Source organism: Desulforamulus aquiferis (assembly GCF_030577015.1).
GTDB classification, from domain to species: domain Bacteria; phylum Bacillota; class Desulfotomaculia; order Desulfotomaculales; family Desulfotomaculaceae; genus Desulfotomaculum; species Desulfotomaculum aquiferis.
In genome coordinates this window covers 59500-75322 of sequence record NZ_JARPTC010000016.1, presented here as the reverse complement: position 1 = coordinate 75322, position 15823 = coordinate 59500, and the positions used below count along the sequence as shown (strand labels likewise).

Here is a 15823-nt window from a genome sequence, read left to right as displayed (position 1 = left end):
CTTAGCCGGGTAAAATAATTTCCGTCTTTTCATATCTTGCTATTAATTTGCTTGATAACATATAAAAGGTAAGCAGTTTATAATATAAGTCATTCTCTAATCGTAAATAAAATCTATACATAATATTAAAGGTTGATTCTGCATACGGGCAGAGCCAGTTATGGTTAAACTGCCGGAAGCCATAGAAATATAGGGGTCGCTAAAGTAAAACTCTTGCTCGTTGCTTGAGAGAAGGTAGTAAAAATCCCTTAACGAATGATCTGTTCCCCTTTTAGCAGGATAAAAAATGGCATTTCTATTGAGTTCCCTTTGATTGCATACCGTCTCACTCACTTGAATTCCCGCATTGTCCAAAACATAGATACATTCAACCGAAGGACATTCTGCCACCTTTGATAATAGCGCATTCATTTCTTCCGCCTTTAGGGCTGAAAGGTCGTTACGGGCATCTTCCAATAATTGTTCAAAATAGATGCGTCTATTTCTTTCAAAGTCAATTTTTTTAAGTTTATATGATTTAAACTTTTCTACAATTCCTTCTATCCTTTGATTTAAAATCCTTAAGTTCCTATCGTCGGTAATCGTCATGGGCTTCATAAAATAGTAGCCCTGTAATATATCAACCCCTAAATCCAAACAGGTTATGACTTCCCTCTCTTCCTCAACACCTTCAGCCACCACCAGCGCTCCAATTTTTCGGGATAGATTTATCAAAGCCCTGCAAATCTCTTGCTTATAAAAAAAATTATGAATACCACTTATTAGTGCCCTGTCAAATTTGATGATATCTGGTTTGGTAATAATTATTCTATCAAGATTAGAACAACCGGCCCCCACATCATCTAGGGCAATCAAAAAGCCAAAGCCCCTGTATAACTCAATAAACCTCTGTAATGCAAGGATATCATCAGTATCAGATTCAATTATTTCTATTACAACGTTTTTTGGGTTTATACCGTAATATTTGACAAAATTCACTATATGACCAGAACCCACAAGGGGTGTTTTCAGTATACTGGTATTAAGATTAAAAAACAGGAGTTGATCTTCCCCTGTAGGAAATGACCTTGCGAAATTTTCAAAGGCTTTCTCTCTGCATAATCTATCTAATTCCACAGTTAAATTTTCTTTGGCTGCAGCTTTAAATAAGATATCCGGGGGAATAATCTCGTTCTCATATATGCTCCTGGATAAAGCCTCTACCCCTAGAACGGATTTCTTCCTAATAGATATTAAAGGTTGAAAATGTGTAATTATTTGCTTATCGGATATTATACTTTTTATTTCAAGTTGATTATGCACTGTCATTTTCGCACCTATCCTGCTTTTTAAAAAAACAGAGCCTATCCCTTTAAGGATAGGCTTCTTTGCCAAGTTAATCTATTCACATAAAATAAAAATACTTATTTGAATTATACCAGAAATATTTTCCTACTGAACAATTATTAGCATATAATACATTATACAATTACTTACCTTCTCCCCGCTTGCCCCAGGGCTTAAAAACAGAAATAAAGACAGTTAACACAAGGAGTAATGCCTGTGTACTGCCAAACCAGGCATTCATATTGCGGAAGTGTAAAAAGGTAGGGTTATCAAAGGCCCCTGAGCGCTCAAGGTCAGCTATTGAAGTCATTCCGTTAACCCATGGTCCAAGCCAAAAGGTGCCGAATAAAATAGTGCCTACGGTTATTACCCACTTGACCGTTAGCCAATGAAATTTGAAAAACCCCCAATTAGTCAATAGACTAAAAAGTAATCCGGTAAATAAGGTACACAGGGCTGCTGGTATAATAATAAAATCATCAATTATCTTTATAGATGCCTGAACAGCATATAGTTCATCCCCTGTTGCAGGATTGGCGGCAAATGTAAGTAGATTCATAGCAAGGGCTGCTCCTACCCAGGCACAGCAAAAGAAAATATGAAAACCCTTCAGCCATTTCTTCCCATTAAGACCCAACTTTTTCATTGATGTACCTCCCTTTGTTTAAATCGTTATAGTTATTCAGGGACCATCATATACAAATGATGATGTAAATTTGTAAATATACCTGGCAATAATCCTCCATATTCACCATCTAGATTTACCGGCATATTATTCTCAACGGATACTTTAACCTCCCGGGCCTGGGCATAAATAACATATTGATCGTTAATATGGTACCCCCTAATAGCCTCACCTGCCAGATGTATAAAACGAACTAAATCTGTTTTCTTGATAATTAGTAAATCAAATAGTCCATCATCTATGGCTGCCCTAGGAGCAAGCCTTTCAAATCCGCCTACGGAGTTGGTATTGGCCAGTAAGAACAGCATTATTTCGCCTTCAAAGCACTCATCGTTAAATTCGATTCTCACCCTTGAGGATTTAATATGGGGTAATTTTTCAAAGCCCTTTAAATAATACGCCAATTGCCCGATGATGGTCTTTAACTTATAAGGGACTTCGTAGGTTAGCTCTGTTAGGGCCCCTCCTGCTGCAATATTGATAAAATACCGGCCATTAAACTTACCGATATCCACAGGAATCGCCCGCCCCTTTGTTAAGGTATGGCAGGCCTTATCAAAACCACCTCCAATCCCAAGTCCCCGGGCCAGGTCATTGGTCGTACCAAAGGGCAACAGCCCTAAGGTGGGTCTATATTCAAGCTCGGCCAGGCCATTTATCACCTCATAGACTGTCCCATCTCCACCGGCAGCAACTACTAAATCTACCCCTTGCTCTGCTGCCTCCCTTGCACCCATCGTAGCACTTCCCTGACCATTTGTAGGATACCCAATGGTTAAGAATCCGTTATAAGTCAGGTTTTCAATAATACCTGGCAGGTGGCGTTTTGCCATCTCTCTTCCAGCCGTGGGATTATAAATTATCATAGCTCTTTTCAATAAGATCACCTGTTATTATTATGGAAAATTTTACTTCCATTGATACTCAAATTTTCTCCTTTACAAAAAAACACCAGTCTATTTGACCAGGTGTGTATATTTACTGTCTTGAATAATATCCTTTAGGGCAATCTTTACATATTGCCTGGAATTATCGTTTATTTTGTTTTTAAATTTATTAAATGTCCATCTGCGGATGGTCTCATCCTCTAACTCCTGTTCAATTACTGAAAAGGCATGTATGAAAAATCTTTTCCATTCTTGTTCCAGGGGTTGATTATTCCTTTCATTAAATCTCATGGCAGCAGGATTTTTTAGCAGCCTTAATTTTTGATCCATAACCTTGCCCAAAGTAACTACCTGCTCATCAAGGCCTTTAATAATTCTACCTCTTAAATCTTTGTCCAATACAGTTTCTTCAACCGAAGAATAAATCAGCTTAATAGCACCAATCAGAGCATCACTCTTTTTTGCCGTCTTTGGTATTACAAAGAAATAGTAATGATAAAAAATTAGGCCGGGAACAAGGGCTAGAAATATTACAATATATTGTTCTTTATTCATTCTCGGTATTATGTTAACTGAAAGTAAAGCAAACAAAATCAACAGAATGATCCCGAGATTTCTAAACAAAAAATCACCCCTGCTAGGCAATATGTAACTTAATAAATTTTACCATGTCAATTTAATTATAGCTAGACTTCGAAAATAATATTTTTTGAATAATTCTGTCTGTTAGCTTTTAACTACATATTAAGCCTTCCTTTTGAGCATTATTATAATGCCAAAGGGGGTGAATTCTTGAACTCAATCTTCTTATCTCTGGCAATAAAATTCTTTATGATTCTTGTGACAGCTTGGATTGCTATTACCTTTATAGCAGCTAATTCCTGGTCCTGGGCATTGGCTGTGGCTGTCATTGTAACAGTGGCAACATATTTTGCCGGGGATCGCTTTATACTTACAAGGTATGGTAATCCATCGGCAACTATTATAGAAGGGGTTTTGGCTGCGTTTATTTTATTGATTATAGATTTTGCCTCGGCGGACTTAAGGTTAACCATAATGTCCTATATTATCTTCGGTCTATTGATAGCAGTAGGTGAGTACTTCTTTCACAGATATTTAGTAGAAGCCGACATAGTTGAAACAAAATGACCGGTTAACCCGGTCATTTTCAGATTGTCGAGAAACTACCTATATTCGGGTTTTAATAATCCCTCACGACTCCTGTCTCCGCAGTGGACAGCGCTAATCCCTTGCTTTGGGCGAAAATGGGCCGCCTTCGAGTAAACATCGTGTTTACCTCAGGCTTGAGCGGACGTCCATGTCCGCTCACCCATTTTCGCATCCTCAGCTTCGCGAAGCGCTGTTTCCACTGCTTCGAATGTCGCTGTTCGGGATTATTAAAACCCAAGTTGTATCTTTTCAATAGACTGAAAATGACCGGTCAACCCGGTCATTTTATTCTTCCTCGTCTTCTTTTTCTACCTTTCCTTCATAGGGCTCAATCCAAAAACTTGTACCCTCCACCTGAGATGGCCTGACTATTTCCCGAAGGTAACCAAGGGATAAGGGCATGGTTGCTTCCACAGAGCCGTCTTCATGCTTCTCCCTTAGTATAAACCTTGGCTTATCGTCATTTTTCACCTTATCAACCCCCTATTTAGCTGCTTTCCTATATTGTCCCGTATCAGCCTAAAAATAATTCGGGGGATAGTATTAAATATAAAAACTAAAAAGACAGGTGAAGTTTATATTTTTCTGCCTCATCCTTACTATTAAACAATAAGGTATTCTTTAGTTCCAAGGTCTCTAGCTGATCGTTTTGTATTAGATAGCTATCTTCTGTTACTTTAATTAGCCTGGCCTTATAAACCACATAATTATTCAAGTTGAATTCTCCGCCCTGGTGTTTAAGCTCCGGATTAAACTTAACAAAATAATAATCCCTTCCTGCTTGCGGTCTATCAGTCCCCATCTGTTTAACCTCCTCAGAAAGATTTCAATAAAATTTAGCCCAAGTTCTTGTGTTTAATACTTCCTTTAAAATACAATTAAAGATAATATCCCTGGAAGTTAAGGTATGATCTATCTAATAAATTTTCCTCCATGATGCTATTTTTGTCAACTTAGGCTATAAAATACTAAGGAGAGGTGAACAGTATGTATTTGAATAATCTTTTTGTATATGGCACCTTGTTGCCTGGCTTAGAAAATTACCAGCGCTTTGTTGAGAATTACAAGCCAGTGGTCTATGTAGCCAAGGCTAAGGGAGTAATGTATTATCTCCCCGAGGACGGCTATCCGGTAGTTCTTAGCGGTGAAGGGGAAATAAAGGGAGTAATGTTTGACACCAGGGAAATGCCTGTAATTCTCCCACAAATTGACGAAATTCAAAAATACACCGGTGTTGAAAGTCAAAGTCACCTTATTAGGGAAATAAAAGATGTTGTGCTTGAGTCAGGTGAAACAGTTAAAGCCCACATGTATCTTTGGCCACCTTCAAAAGCCCAGTGGTTAAGAGAAAATGCTCAAGTAATACCAGATGGCGACTGGGCAAAATTTCTCAAGGAAAAGCTAGCATCAAAATAAGCAAAGGGCGACCCAAGCATATAGGCTTGGTCGCCTTTTTTTACTTTATTATTGATTTTAGGTTTTCTGTCGCAGCAAATAACTCTTCAGAAGATGCTGAAATCTGCTCTGCCACTGCTGCTGAGGAATTTGCCAATTCACTGACCTGTGTGGAATCATTTATAAGTTTAGAGATTATCCGATCAAGTTCCTGCTGATTTGTGGCTACCTCATTTTTATAAGCATTAACTGACTTAAGTTTTTCATGGGTCTCGGCGGATAACTTTCCGACTTCACCGGCAACCACGGCAAATCCCCTGCCTGTTTCCCCTGCCCTGGCCGCCTCTATCTGGGCATTCAAGCTTAACATTTTTGTTTGGTCTGCTATACTTGCTATGCTGTTTGACATATCCGTGAAATAACTTAAGGTTTTGATTATATCATTGATTTTGCTTCGTAGGTTAAGAATTTCCTCACCGTGTTCCTCTATGCTTGCGAGAAGTCTGTTAGACATTTGGGCATTACTTTGATTACCTTTAACTATTTCATTTATAGTTAAGATCAGTGCCTCGGTATTCTCTAGTACTGTTACATTTACTGCCTGGGCCTCAGCGTGAAGCTTCTGGGCCAATTCCTTTTGGTGTATCACACATCCTCCGGCAACGTTCTCTCTATTATATACAGCAATGGCCCTCTCCCTGCAGGTTTTATAGCCGCAGGCCCGGCAATTAAGCTCATCATCTATGGAGTATTTGCCGTCCTGGGCCAGGATGGCCTTAAGTTCAGTATCCATAGGGTGATCCTTATTATATTTTTGACTTTCCCAAGAACGATAAAATCTATTGCCCTTTATCAGTTGCTCCACAATATCAATCCAGCCTTTGAAGTCCGGTGCCTTAACTGTATTTTTTACTAAGAATTGATAACCCTTGTGTTTTTTAAAGAGTCCCTTTTCTTTTACCTTTTTAAATCTATTTTGAGTGTAGTCGGCAACAATCCTTTTGCTTTCTAGAAAATTACTTTTTACACCCATAGCTTTGCCAACAATACAGCCATCGCAATATAGAATATCAATTAGCTGGGGATAATTAGTTAATTCTTTATCCCTTTTCTTATCCTCCGCCATTTGTTTCAAAAATTCTAAGCTTCTATGTTCCCCTTCAATGACAAGTATGTCACTGCCAATGGGGTTAATTTCTAATCCACTGGAGAATTGTTCCAGGGTCTTGGCCAAACCGCCAGATATGGGAAATCCTGCACCATATAGGGCTTGAATACCATCAAATTCGGCTGCCTCTAAGGATGATGGATTAATATTCTCCATATCCAGCCACTCACATAACTCTTCAAAGGTCAGCACTTCTTCAAACAGCCCTAGGGACTGATCAAGGAGTTCTGATTTTTTTGCCGGGCAGGGACTTCCACCAATAATAACCACATCATTATTGTTCCATTGCTTTGCCAGTACTGCCTGGGCTGCCATGGGGCTTAGAATCGGGGCAAACTCATCAATTAGCTCAGGAACGTGTTTCTCTATAAAGTTCATTAGTGACGGGCAGGGGCTTGTAATAACATGGGTCTTTTCTTTTCCACTTGACTGAATTTTATTCTTAACATATTCAATATAAACCTTTGTTACTACATCTGCTCCAAAACTTGACTCATATACTAGGGAGAAACCTAGCTTTTTTAAGGCCGTGCAAAATTGTTCGGGTGAACAACCATATCTTTTCTTGGCAACAATAACATAGGAGGGAGCAAGGACCATGGCACACTTCTTCTTTCCCGCTAGACTCTTGACATTTTCCAAGCTTCTTTTATAAGCCTTAGCCCCTTTACTGCAAACGTTGATACACAGACCACAATTAAGGCAGCTGCCCTTTATTATTTGGCCCTTTCCATCCTCAAATCTTATTGACTTTGTTTCACACACTTGGAGACAGGCAGAACACTCTTTACATTTGTCTAGATCTGTATAAACCACGCCTTCTAACATCTGGTCCCTCCTGTTTGTATAGTATGAATTTTAAAAACATTCTCTTTTTTGGCTATTAAAGAAGTAAACCAATTGGCACATATGTAACCAATTGGTTCCAAACAAATTAGTTAAATTTTAACATATTATCGTTAGTTTAGGAACTAAAATTAGATAAATTTCGACCGATAGGTAATCTAACGTCATGTTAATTTTCATATATATTCGATATTAATACTAGTTCATTCAGGCTCTAAACAAAATAATCATATTTATCGGCTTTTAAGTAATAATAAATGTAACAACGTTAAATACAGAGGTGACGTGATGACCTTTAAAACTATTAAAACTGCAGGTCTAGGTATACTGCTTGCTTCGTTTATGATATTTTCTACAGGCTGCCCGGGTCAGGAGCCACAGCCTAAACCCCAAACAAACAATGTAAAAATTGGCGTTAGTCTAGCTTCCATGGACTTTGACGGCAACCAGACTATAAAAAAGTATATGGATCAAAGAAAGCAAAGGGAAAATGTGCAAATCACCTGGATGGACGCCCAAATGGATCCTTCCAAGCAGGAACAGGATATTGACAAGCTAATAGAACAAAAGGTTAAGGCCATTGTCCTACAGGTTGTAAGTCCCCAAGAGGGGGTAAGGCTGGTAGAGAAGATCACCCAGGCAAAAATAAAGGTAATAGGCCTGGAAACCTTACCAGCTAATGCACCATTGGACGGTTATATAGCCTCGGATCATACCCGCGCCGGAGAGCTACAAGGTATGCTGGCACTAAATAAAATGCTGGTTCAGTCTCAGCAGACCGGCCAGCAACCAAATTTTAATGTACTTATACTAAAGGGAGATCCCGTGGACCCTGTATCCCAAAAAATTGCCTCGGGTGCCCAGGGAGTTTTACAACAAAGTCAAAATGTTGGAAATGTAAAGGTTGTCGAACATTCAGAAGGTAAGCCTGAATTTGCCCAGATGACCGTGCAGAAAAGCCTCCAAACCGAAAAGGTTGATGCCATCTTGGCAACAGATGGTCAATTATGTATGGCTGCCTTAAAGGAGCTAAAAAAACAAGGTCTGGAAGGTCAGATTGTCACTGTGGGGGTTGGGGCTGACAAGCAGTCATCCCAGGCCCTGGCTGCAGGTGAACATGACGCAGAAATTGATATCATGCCTGAACAATTGGCGAACTTTGCCTTTGATGCAGCAGTGGATTTAATTAATAAGGGCAATTGGAACAGTGACACCAGGATACAAAATGGCAATTTTGATATTCCCGCTAAGATTATCCCTGTTCGCCTTGTACAACAGGAACAAATTTACCTATTAGAGGAACGTTGGGGTAAGTTAGAGCCACAGCAAGGGGGCCAGCAGCAAGGGCAGCAAGAACAACAGGGCCAACAGGGACAGGAAAATTCTCCTGGCCAAGGTGATCAGGAAGGCCAGGAAGGTTCGGAACAACAGTCTGACCAAGGTCAAGGGGGTGGCCAGAAAACCAAGGTCAGGATCGTTACCCAGGACGGCAAGGTTATGGAAGTAGAGGTTGATGGTGAGATTAAAGCCATTGAATCTCAAGGTGCCGAAGGTGGCCAAGAAGGCCAGGCCGGTGAACAAGAGGGTGGTGGACAAGGGGGCGGTGGGCAGTAGATAACTGGTCTACCCAAATTCCCCTGCCCGGACTTGGACGTCCTGGCAAGCCTGAGGTAAACACGATGTTTACTCGAAGGCGGCCCATTTTCGCCAGAAGCAAGGGAGTAGCGCTGTCCACTCGGAGAGAGGAGTCGTGAGGGATTATTAAAGCTTCTCGACAAACTGAGGGTCCCGGCTAAACAGCCGGGACCCAACTTCTTATATAAAAAAAGTATAGTCCTTGATCCCAGTCCTTTAATTCAAAGCCCGCTCCAAAATTCTATTCATCCTCTCCACAATACCCCTTGGGTCCACCATTAGTCCAGCGGCGATAAGGGCATTGTCATAAACCTGCTCTGCTGCCATATTGGCTAAAGGATCCTTTTTTTTGCTTAGCTTACTGAGACCTTTGATAATTGAATGACTTGTATTGATCTCTAATACCTTTGGTCCTATGGCACTGAGATCCTTATTCATTAACTGCATCATTCTCTGGATGCTGCTGCTAAGATGATCCGGGTTTAGCACAATGGCGGGACTATCGGCTAATCGTTTGGATTCCTTTACCTCAGTGACTTTATCCCCCAGGGCATCCTTCAGCCAGGTGATAAGGTCATTTGTTTCTTCAGCAGATAGTGACTGGGCTTGATCCCTATCAGCAAATCCCTCTATATCCAGATCGGACTGATCAACACTTACAATTTTTTTGCCTTCAAATTCTCCCAACTGGCTTAATATATAATCATCGGCCGCTTCCCTGGTGTAAAGGACCTCCAGGTCCTTATCTTTAAAGATTTCCATATAAGGGCTGGCCTCAATTGTCTCACGATTAGGTCCGTTAAAGTAATAGATTTGCTGCTGGTCTTCTTTCATTCTGTCTAAATAATCCTGTAGCGAAGCCAGTTGTTCCGATTTAGAAGACTCGAAGCGAAGTAGCTTAACCAATTCATTCCGATGAGTAAAATCAGTAGCCAGTCCTTCTTTAAGATAAGCACCAAAGGTTTCCCAAAACTCATTGTATTTCTCAGGAGAATTTTTAGCCTGCTCATTAAGGAACTTGAGGAAACGTCCTGTCAGCACCCGACGCAGCTTGGATATCAGTGCACTATCCTGCATGGTCTCCCGGGAAATATTCAAGGGAAGTTCCTCGCTATCAACAACACCCTTTACGAATCTTAGCCAATCGGGCAAAATTTCCTTGGATTGCTGTTGAATTAATACCTTACGGCAATAGAGACTTACCCCTGGCTCCATTCTACCAAATCCAAAACCTTCGAGATTTGTCTTTGGAACAAATAACAGGGCATTGATATTAATAGGTGCATCTGCAGAAAAATGCAGCTTTAGAAGTGGCTCGTCATAGGCATTGGCCACATACTTATAGAATTCATTGTAATCCTCTTCAGAGACCTCGTTTTTATTTTTTGTCCAAATGGCTTGAACGGTATTTATCTTTTCACCTTGAACTAAAATTGGAAAAGGTACAAAACCAGAGTACTGCTTAATAATCCTTTTAATGGTTTCCGCTTTAGAAAACTGCTGGGCATCTTCCTTTAGTTTAAGAGTTATCCTGGTACCCCTGGTTAGCTCAGCATTATCTTCTATGGTATAGCTGCCTGCCCCCTCAGATCTCCAGGTGCAGCCAGTGGCCCCGGGCAAATATGACTGACTCTCAACAGTAACCTTCTCGGCAACCATAAAGGCGGAATAAAAACCAACACCAAATTGACCAATCAGGTTGAAATCCTTCTTATCTCCCTCAGAAAGGTATTTTATAAAGGCCTTTGAACCTGAATGGGCTATGGTGCCTAAATTTTGAATTAATTCTTCCCTGGTCATGCCTATACCTGTATCAATGATTGATAGGCTATTTTGCTCTTCATTTAATTCAATCCCAATTTCTAAAGATAGCTCTTCATTGTCAACATTTTCACCGGCAACCCTTTGATAGCGTAGTTTCTCCAAGGCATCAGCAGCATTTGATATTAACTCACGCAGGAAAATTTCCCGGTCAGTATAAAGAGAATGAATGACAATATTAAGTAGTTGCTTGACCTCAGCCTGAAATTCCATAGTTTGATTTTGTGGGTTATTAGTCATTTTATTAACCTCCTCTACTGATTTAATTTGTATGGGAATTTCCATAAAGTAATATAAAATGAAATTCTTGCCTTGTCAACCTGTTTAATGCTCTTAATCCTCGGTAAGTTTTGTTTTTGTATCTGTCCATGTGAATTCATCAATAATTTTATTTACCCTGGGGATGAATCCTTCTGAAAACTCTTCCGGGTAATAAAGCATTACCTGAAATACCCTATCCCTGTGCTTACCTATAACAATGTTACCCAGATACGAAATGTTATTTGTTTGACTTAAGAAGGGCCACTCGCTTTCAGACCAGGGATATTGCTTTATGGTATTACCCTCGGAGTAATTAACCTTTTCCCATCTATTGTTGATGATTAAGCTGTTGGCAAATTTTACTGCATCCTCAGTGCTAGTTCCCTCGGGATAAAAAAATATGGACATTAATGCATCTTCCCTCTTAGTTCCCGAGAAATTTGCCATTATCCTAAAGGTATCCCCCTCCCCAGAGCTAACCCTGTCATCTACCATATCTGAGGGAAAATAGGTATAAAAGGGTAATGGGGAGCCGTCAAGCAGATTTAGGGTGAACTCCTGGGGAATCCCCTCAATGCTGATGGTAGCTTGTTTAATTTGGGCTAATGGCTTAGTTTTGGTCATGGATTTTAATCGGGAGACTATCTTCTCTTGATCAATGATAAACTCCCTCATAATCAGCCCAACATTTTCAGCATAGTATTCGTATTGTTCGGAACCACTCGCCTCTAATTCCATTGAGGTGATTTTAACCTTTACCACCTGTCCATAGTTTCCTGCAGGAACCTTAACCTCTTCATTTACACTGATTATTTCTCTTTTGAATCGCTCATTTTGCCAGGTGGTGCCTACCTCAAGTGGTCCCTTAAGGATAACCTCGTGCATATTGGGAGGTCCCTGTAAAATATTTTCATTAGTGTAAAATTCTGGCTCTGAGTAAAGCTTGGCGATCTCGTTATCGCCAACTTGATATACCAGTGCTACCTTTGTTCCTCCATTATCTTCAGCAATCTGTAGCCTATCACCCTCCTGATACATAACTCTCCTGGTAAAACTAGCATATTCATTTCCTTCGCCTTCATATTGCCAGGTAAGATCCTGTTCCATCGGGAAATATGCCTCAAGTTCTTTCCCCTTTTTTACCTGCTTAGGACTCTCCTGCCGAGCACATCCGCTTAATACTAATAGACAAATGATAATTAATAGTAAAATATTAGTTTTTTTGAAATGCATACCCTTTCCTCCTTACCTATGCACACTCAAATTAAAAGACTTCCTCTTTATGAAATTGTTTCTTATGGGTCCAGCTAATTCATCATTACAGTTTCTGCCATTTCACTATGAATTATTACTTATAACTACTGAACAAAAAAGGGAGCTCCCAGGAACTCCCGTAAAATTTATAATGGAATCATTTGACCGCCAGAAAATTTCCTGACAGCATTCTTTGCAGATATTGTTGTATTCTCAGGTAAAAGTTCCGCAGGATACCATCTCCATTCTTTTACCTCCTGTGGTTCGGTAACTTCAGCTTTCCCTTGCCCATAGGCTACCAGATTTATAAATACCACATGCTTCTCACTGCAGCTCTCAGATACTACATCGATCAGACCTTGTACTGTTACTTCCATGTTGCACTCTTCAAGCACTTCCCTTGCTGCACACTGGGCTATGGTTTCACCAAACTCAATTTGCCCACCTGGAAAAATCCAATTATTTGAGTGAAATCCCCTGTTTTTTAAACCTAGCAGAACCTCTCCCTCCGGGTTGATAATCATCACCCGGATAGAATATTTGGTTTTTGGGCCGGCTAAAACCATTGCTTCCTCTCCCCTCAAGAGTAAAGGATTTTGTATACAATTACTATATGAGGGTATTTATTACCTGCTGAAAAATTAAAATATTTATAATAATAGCTATAATATATTTTTTAAGTTTATAGCCTCTTTTTCCGGCAGGTGTATAAATATTAATCTTAGCTCTGCCAGTTCTCCCAAGGATTGTACCTTATCCTTTTCCCTTATATACTCCTTCACCTTGGCCAGGGAAAACTGTATATTATCAATCTCCTGGTGATCCATTACAATGGGCCACCATTTACCCTTTTGGGACCACTTTTCCTCCAATTCCATTATTTTAGCATTGGCTAAATCCCAGTTTCCTTGGGTAATGTTATCTTTTATGCCATCAATATGTTTAGAGAACTGGTCGGCATCATTTTCTATTGTTTGGCCAATCCATAAACCGGCGGTAATGATAAGGGCAAGTACTGTAAAAAGTATTAGCAAAAGCCTCATTGTCCATCTCCAATTCACTTTGCATGTTTAAACATTAGGTTAACCTGCCTGGGTTTTTACCTGATAAAAAAGATTCCCCTCGGTATCAAGGCTTGCCAATAATACTTTTTTAAAATCATTTATCCCAAACTTGCTTAGCTCTGACCTTAACCATTCTTCAGTCAGGTTTAACTTTGATAAATTCTGTCTAAAAACATAACCATCTATAATCAAGGTGACTGGAATTCCTTCATATTTTGTGGGAACCTGTAAATCAGCAGGCGTAACCGGCCTTTTTTGCGACTTTGGGATGATCGTGATGTCTCCCTTAGTTTCCAAAATGGCAAATTCTATATCGGCAATATTAGGGTAGTTCTTGGACCTGAGCTGTTCCAACAAATCATTTACGTTATACCTTAATTTTCTAAGCTCTTGCTCAATAATTTTCCCATTTTCGACCAGTACACTTGGGGTTCCGGATACTATGCCCCTTAATTTTTCGCTTTTTAAAGTAGAGTAAGAGATGCAGATTTCTATTAATAGAAGTGTGAAAATTGGGATTACCCCACTCATCAAAGGGATATTAACGGATTCCATTGGAATTGCAGCTAAGTCCGCAATCATTATGATAATTACCAGCTCATATGGTTGCAGCTGACCAATCTGTCTTTTACCCATTATTCTCAATGCGATGACAACCATAAGAAACAAGAGCAAGGTACGAATCATAATAATCAGCACTGACTTAACCTCCAACTCTGATGAGCGAACCGTTATTACCAAATAATAATATTGCCTAATTCAAGGAGAATATGTATAAAAAGACCAGCATAGAAATCAGATCCATTTTTATACCCTTCTTCCAAACTTGTACTGTGTAAAAGTATCCCTTCTAGGAAAGTATAATATCGGATCAAATAAATTTTCTAGGAGGTATAAACATGACTGTAGCATCACAAGTAAAACAAACCCTGGCCGGCCTTAAGAGCGCCCAATCAAGCCTTGAGACCTTTGCTTTGCAGACTCAGAACCAAGAGGCAAAGCAGCTTTATACAAGTGCTGCCCAGCAAACCCAGGCTATCGTACAAAGTCTGGAGCCCCGTATCCATCAAATAGAATCCGAGGAACCTCAGTACAAAGGCTTCTAAATAACTAAGTGGCCGGGTCATGAAAATTGGCCCGGTTATTTATCTTGGTATATTAGCCCAGTTGTTGATGCAAAATATGCTTCATGGGGGTGAATATTTTGACTGTTGCAGCTCAGGTAAAACAAACTGTAGCCAGCCTTAAGGGGGCTAGGGCCACTTTAGAAGCCTTTTATTCCTATGAGCCAAAGGTTGAGATTAAGGAATCTATTCAAAGGAATTGCAGCATCATTAATAGCGTTATAAATGATTTAGAAAAAAGGGTAAAGACCTTGGAATTTGAGGAACCACAATATAAGGGATTCTAAGCAACTTGCCTGTAAGGAGTAATAGCCTATGCCTGATATGTTAATGGTCTTAATGCGTTCAGTGGGTTTTTTTGCCTTAGCCTTTCTTCTTATCCGTCTTTTAGGAAAAAGACTTAGTACCCGACTTACAATTTTTGATCAAGTTAATGTAATCGTTATTGCGGTTATTGTTGCAATTGCCTCGATAAACTTAAATATTAATGCTGGTTCTGGTGTCCTGGCATTGCTAGTTTGGATTGTCCTTCCTGTGGCCATTCACTATTTATCTTTAAAATATAAGACCTTTAGGGATCTGTTTCAGGGCAAGGAAACAATCCTAATTAATAACGGTAAAGTCCTTGAGGACAAACTTTTGGAGGCACGCTTTACACCCGAGGACCTGCTAAGCAAGCTGAGAAGAAAAAATGCCTTTAAGGTTGCCGATGTTGAATTCGCCATGCTGGAGCCAAACGGAGAGATAAGCGTTCTCCTAAAAAAGGACAAACAGCCCCTTACAGCAAGTACTGCTGCCATGAAGGTCAGTCAGGAAAGTGTCCCCCAGACTGTCATGCTGGACGGCGAAATAATGGACGAGCCCCTTACCGCCATGGGACTCAATCGAAATTGGCTGCATACTGAGCTAGAAAAAGTTGGAGTGGCTCCCGAGAATGTCTTTATAGCCCAGGTTGATTCCCTGGGCCAGCTCTATCTGGATCTTTTTAATGATGCCATCCTGGTTCCTCAGCCTAAAACCAAGGACCTGTTATATGCTACCCTAAAGAAATGCCAGGCAGACTGTGAAATATATGCCTTAGGAACCAGGCAGCAGCAGGCTAAAGGAATGTACGTAAAGTGTGCCAAGAAACTAGATCAAACAATTAAGGATTTGGAACCTTTACTTAAAAGGTAAGAGGTGTATCT

Annotated in this window: 18 protein-coding genes; 6 read left to right on the top strand and 12 right to left on the bottom strand. The window is 40.0% G+C overall.

Going from position 1 to position 15823, the window contains the following annotated elements; genetic code table 11:
- Positions 1 to 96: 96 nt before the first annotated feature.
- The 4 genes from P6N53_RS11190 to P6N53_RS11175 form a co-directional block, all read right to left on the bottom strand.
- Positions 97 to 1308, bottom strand: a complete 1212-nt coding sequence (locus P6N53_RS11190; RefSeq protein ID WP_304543143.1) for an EAL domain-containing protein — start codon at positions 1306 to 1308, stop codon at positions 97 to 99.
- A 160-nt stretch (positions 1309 to 1468) separates the two neighbouring features.
- Entirely contained in the window at positions 1469 to 1972 is a 504-nt protein-coding gene (locus P6N53_RS11185; RefSeq protein ID WP_304543141.1) for a hypothetical protein, read from the bottom strand.
- 32 nt (positions 1973 to 2004) lie between these two features.
- Positions 2005 to 2889: a diacylglycerol kinase gene (locus P6N53_RS11180; protein ID WP_304543139.1), complete on the bottom strand. Its 885-nt coding sequence runs from the start codon at positions 2887 to 2889 to the stop codon at positions 2005 to 2007.
- A gap of 78 nt (positions 2890 to 2967) precedes the next feature.
- Positions 2968 to 3522 carry a hypothetical protein gene (locus P6N53_RS11175; RefSeq protein ID WP_304543136.1) on the bottom strand — a complete coding sequence of 185 codons (555 nt, stop codon included), beginning with the start codon at positions 3520 to 3522 and terminating at the stop codon, positions 2968 to 2970.
- Positions 3523 to 3690: 168 nt separating this feature from the next.
- Between P6N53_RS11175 and P6N53_RS11170 the strand changes: the two genes are divergently transcribed.
- The gene (locus tag P6N53_RS11170) at positions 3691 to 4047 is read left to right on the top strand and encodes a DUF2512 family protein (protein ID WP_304543134.1); all 357 of its coding nucleotides are present in this window, start codon (positions 3691 to 3693) and stop codon (positions 4045 to 4047) included.
- 306 nt (positions 4048 to 4353) lie between these two features.
- Here P6N53_RS11170 and P6N53_RS11165 read toward each other — a convergent pair whose 3' ends face one another.
- Both P6N53_RS11165 and P6N53_RS11160 read right to left on the bottom strand, forming a co-directional pair.
- The gene (locus tag P6N53_RS11165) at positions 4354 to 4539 is read right to left on the bottom strand and encodes a hypothetical protein (RefSeq protein ID WP_304543132.1); all 186 of its coding nucleotides are present in this window, start codon (positions 4537 to 4539) and stop codon (positions 4354 to 4356) included.
- 85 nt (positions 4540 to 4624) lie between these two features.
- Positions 4625 to 4870, bottom strand: a complete 246-nt coding sequence (locus tag P6N53_RS11160; RefSeq protein ID WP_304543131.1) for a hypothetical protein — start codon at positions 4868 to 4870, stop codon at positions 4625 to 4627.
- 185 nt (positions 4871 to 5055) lie between these two features.
- Between P6N53_RS11160 and P6N53_RS11155 the strand changes: the two genes are divergently transcribed.
- Positions 5056 to 5484: a gamma-glutamylcyclotransferase family protein gene (locus tag P6N53_RS11155; protein ID WP_304543129.1), complete on the top strand. Its 429-nt coding sequence runs from the start codon at positions 5056 to 5058 to the stop codon at positions 5482 to 5484.
- Between the two features lie 40 nt (positions 5485 to 5524).
- Here the strand turns inward: P6N53_RS11155 and P6N53_RS11150 are convergent, their stop codons facing one another.
- A complete protein-coding gene (locus tag P6N53_RS11150; RefSeq protein WP_304543127.1) occupies positions 5525 to 7459 on the bottom strand; it encodes a [Fe-Fe] hydrogenase large subunit C-terminal domain-containing protein in 1935 nt (644 codons plus the stop codon).
- A gap of 306 nt (positions 7460 to 7765) precedes the next feature.
- Between P6N53_RS11150 and P6N53_RS11145 the strand changes: the two genes are divergently transcribed.
- Positions 7766 to 9091: a substrate-binding domain-containing protein gene (locus P6N53_RS11145; RefSeq protein ID WP_304543125.1), complete on the top strand. Its 1326-nt coding sequence runs from the start codon at positions 7766 to 7768 to the stop codon at positions 9089 to 9091.
- Positions 9092 to 9328: 237 nt separating this feature from the next.
- Here the strand turns inward: P6N53_RS11145 and htpG are convergent, their stop codons facing one another.
- The 5 genes from htpG to P6N53_RS11120 all read right to left on the bottom strand — a co-directional run bounded on the left by htpG (position 9329) and on the right by P6N53_RS11120 (position 14211).
- Positions 9329 to 11173, bottom strand: coding sequence for a molecular chaperone HtpG (htpG, locus tag P6N53_RS11140; RefSeq protein WP_304543123.1), 1845 nt, complete (start codon positions 11171 to 11173; stop codon positions 9329 to 9331).
- A gap of 93 nt (positions 11174 to 11266) precedes the next feature.
- A complete protein-coding gene (locus P6N53_RS11135) occupies positions 11267 to 12427 on the bottom strand; it encodes a hypothetical protein (protein ID WP_304543121.1) in 1161 nt (386 codons plus the stop codon).
- A 167-nt stretch (positions 12428 to 12594) separates the two neighbouring features.
- A complete protein-coding gene (locus P6N53_RS11130) occupies positions 12595 to 13014 on the bottom strand; it encodes an NUDIX domain-containing protein (protein WP_304543119.1) in 420 nt (139 codons plus the stop codon).
- Positions 13015 to 13110: 96 nt separating this feature from the next.
- A complete protein-coding gene (locus P6N53_RS11125; RefSeq protein WP_304543117.1) occupies positions 13111 to 13491 on the bottom strand; it encodes a DUF4363 family protein in 381 nt (126 codons plus the stop codon).
- A gap of 39 nt (positions 13492 to 13530) precedes the next feature.
- Complete coding sequence (locus P6N53_RS11120; protein WP_304543115.1) at positions 13531 to 14211, bottom strand: DUF421 domain-containing protein; 681 nt, start codon at positions 14209 to 14211, stop codon at positions 13531 to 13533.
- A 200-nt stretch (positions 14212 to 14411) separates the two neighbouring features.
- Here P6N53_RS11120 and P6N53_RS11115 point away from each other — a divergent pair, with 200 nt between their 5' ends.
- The 3 genes from P6N53_RS11115 to P6N53_RS11105 all read left to right on the top strand — a co-directional run bounded on the left by P6N53_RS11115 (position 14412) and on the right by P6N53_RS11105 (position 15812).
- The gene (locus tag P6N53_RS11115; RefSeq protein ID WP_304543114.1) at positions 14412 to 14618 is read left to right on the top strand and encodes a DUF1657 domain-containing protein; all 207 of its coding nucleotides are present in this window, start codon (positions 14412 to 14414) and stop codon (positions 14616 to 14618) included.
- 89 nt (positions 14619 to 14707) lie between these two features.
- Positions 14708 to 14923, top strand: coding sequence for a DUF1657 domain-containing protein (locus P6N53_RS11110; RefSeq protein WP_308447270.1), 216 nt, complete (start codon positions 14708 to 14710; stop codon positions 14921 to 14923).
- 28 nt (positions 14924 to 14951) lie between these two features.
- Positions 14952 to 15812 carry a DUF421 domain-containing protein gene (locus P6N53_RS11105; protein ID WP_304543111.1) on the top strand — a complete coding sequence of 287 codons (861 nt, stop codon included), beginning with the start codon at positions 14952 to 14954 and terminating at the stop codon, positions 15810 to 15812.
- Positions 15813 to 15823 lie beyond the last annotated feature (11 nt).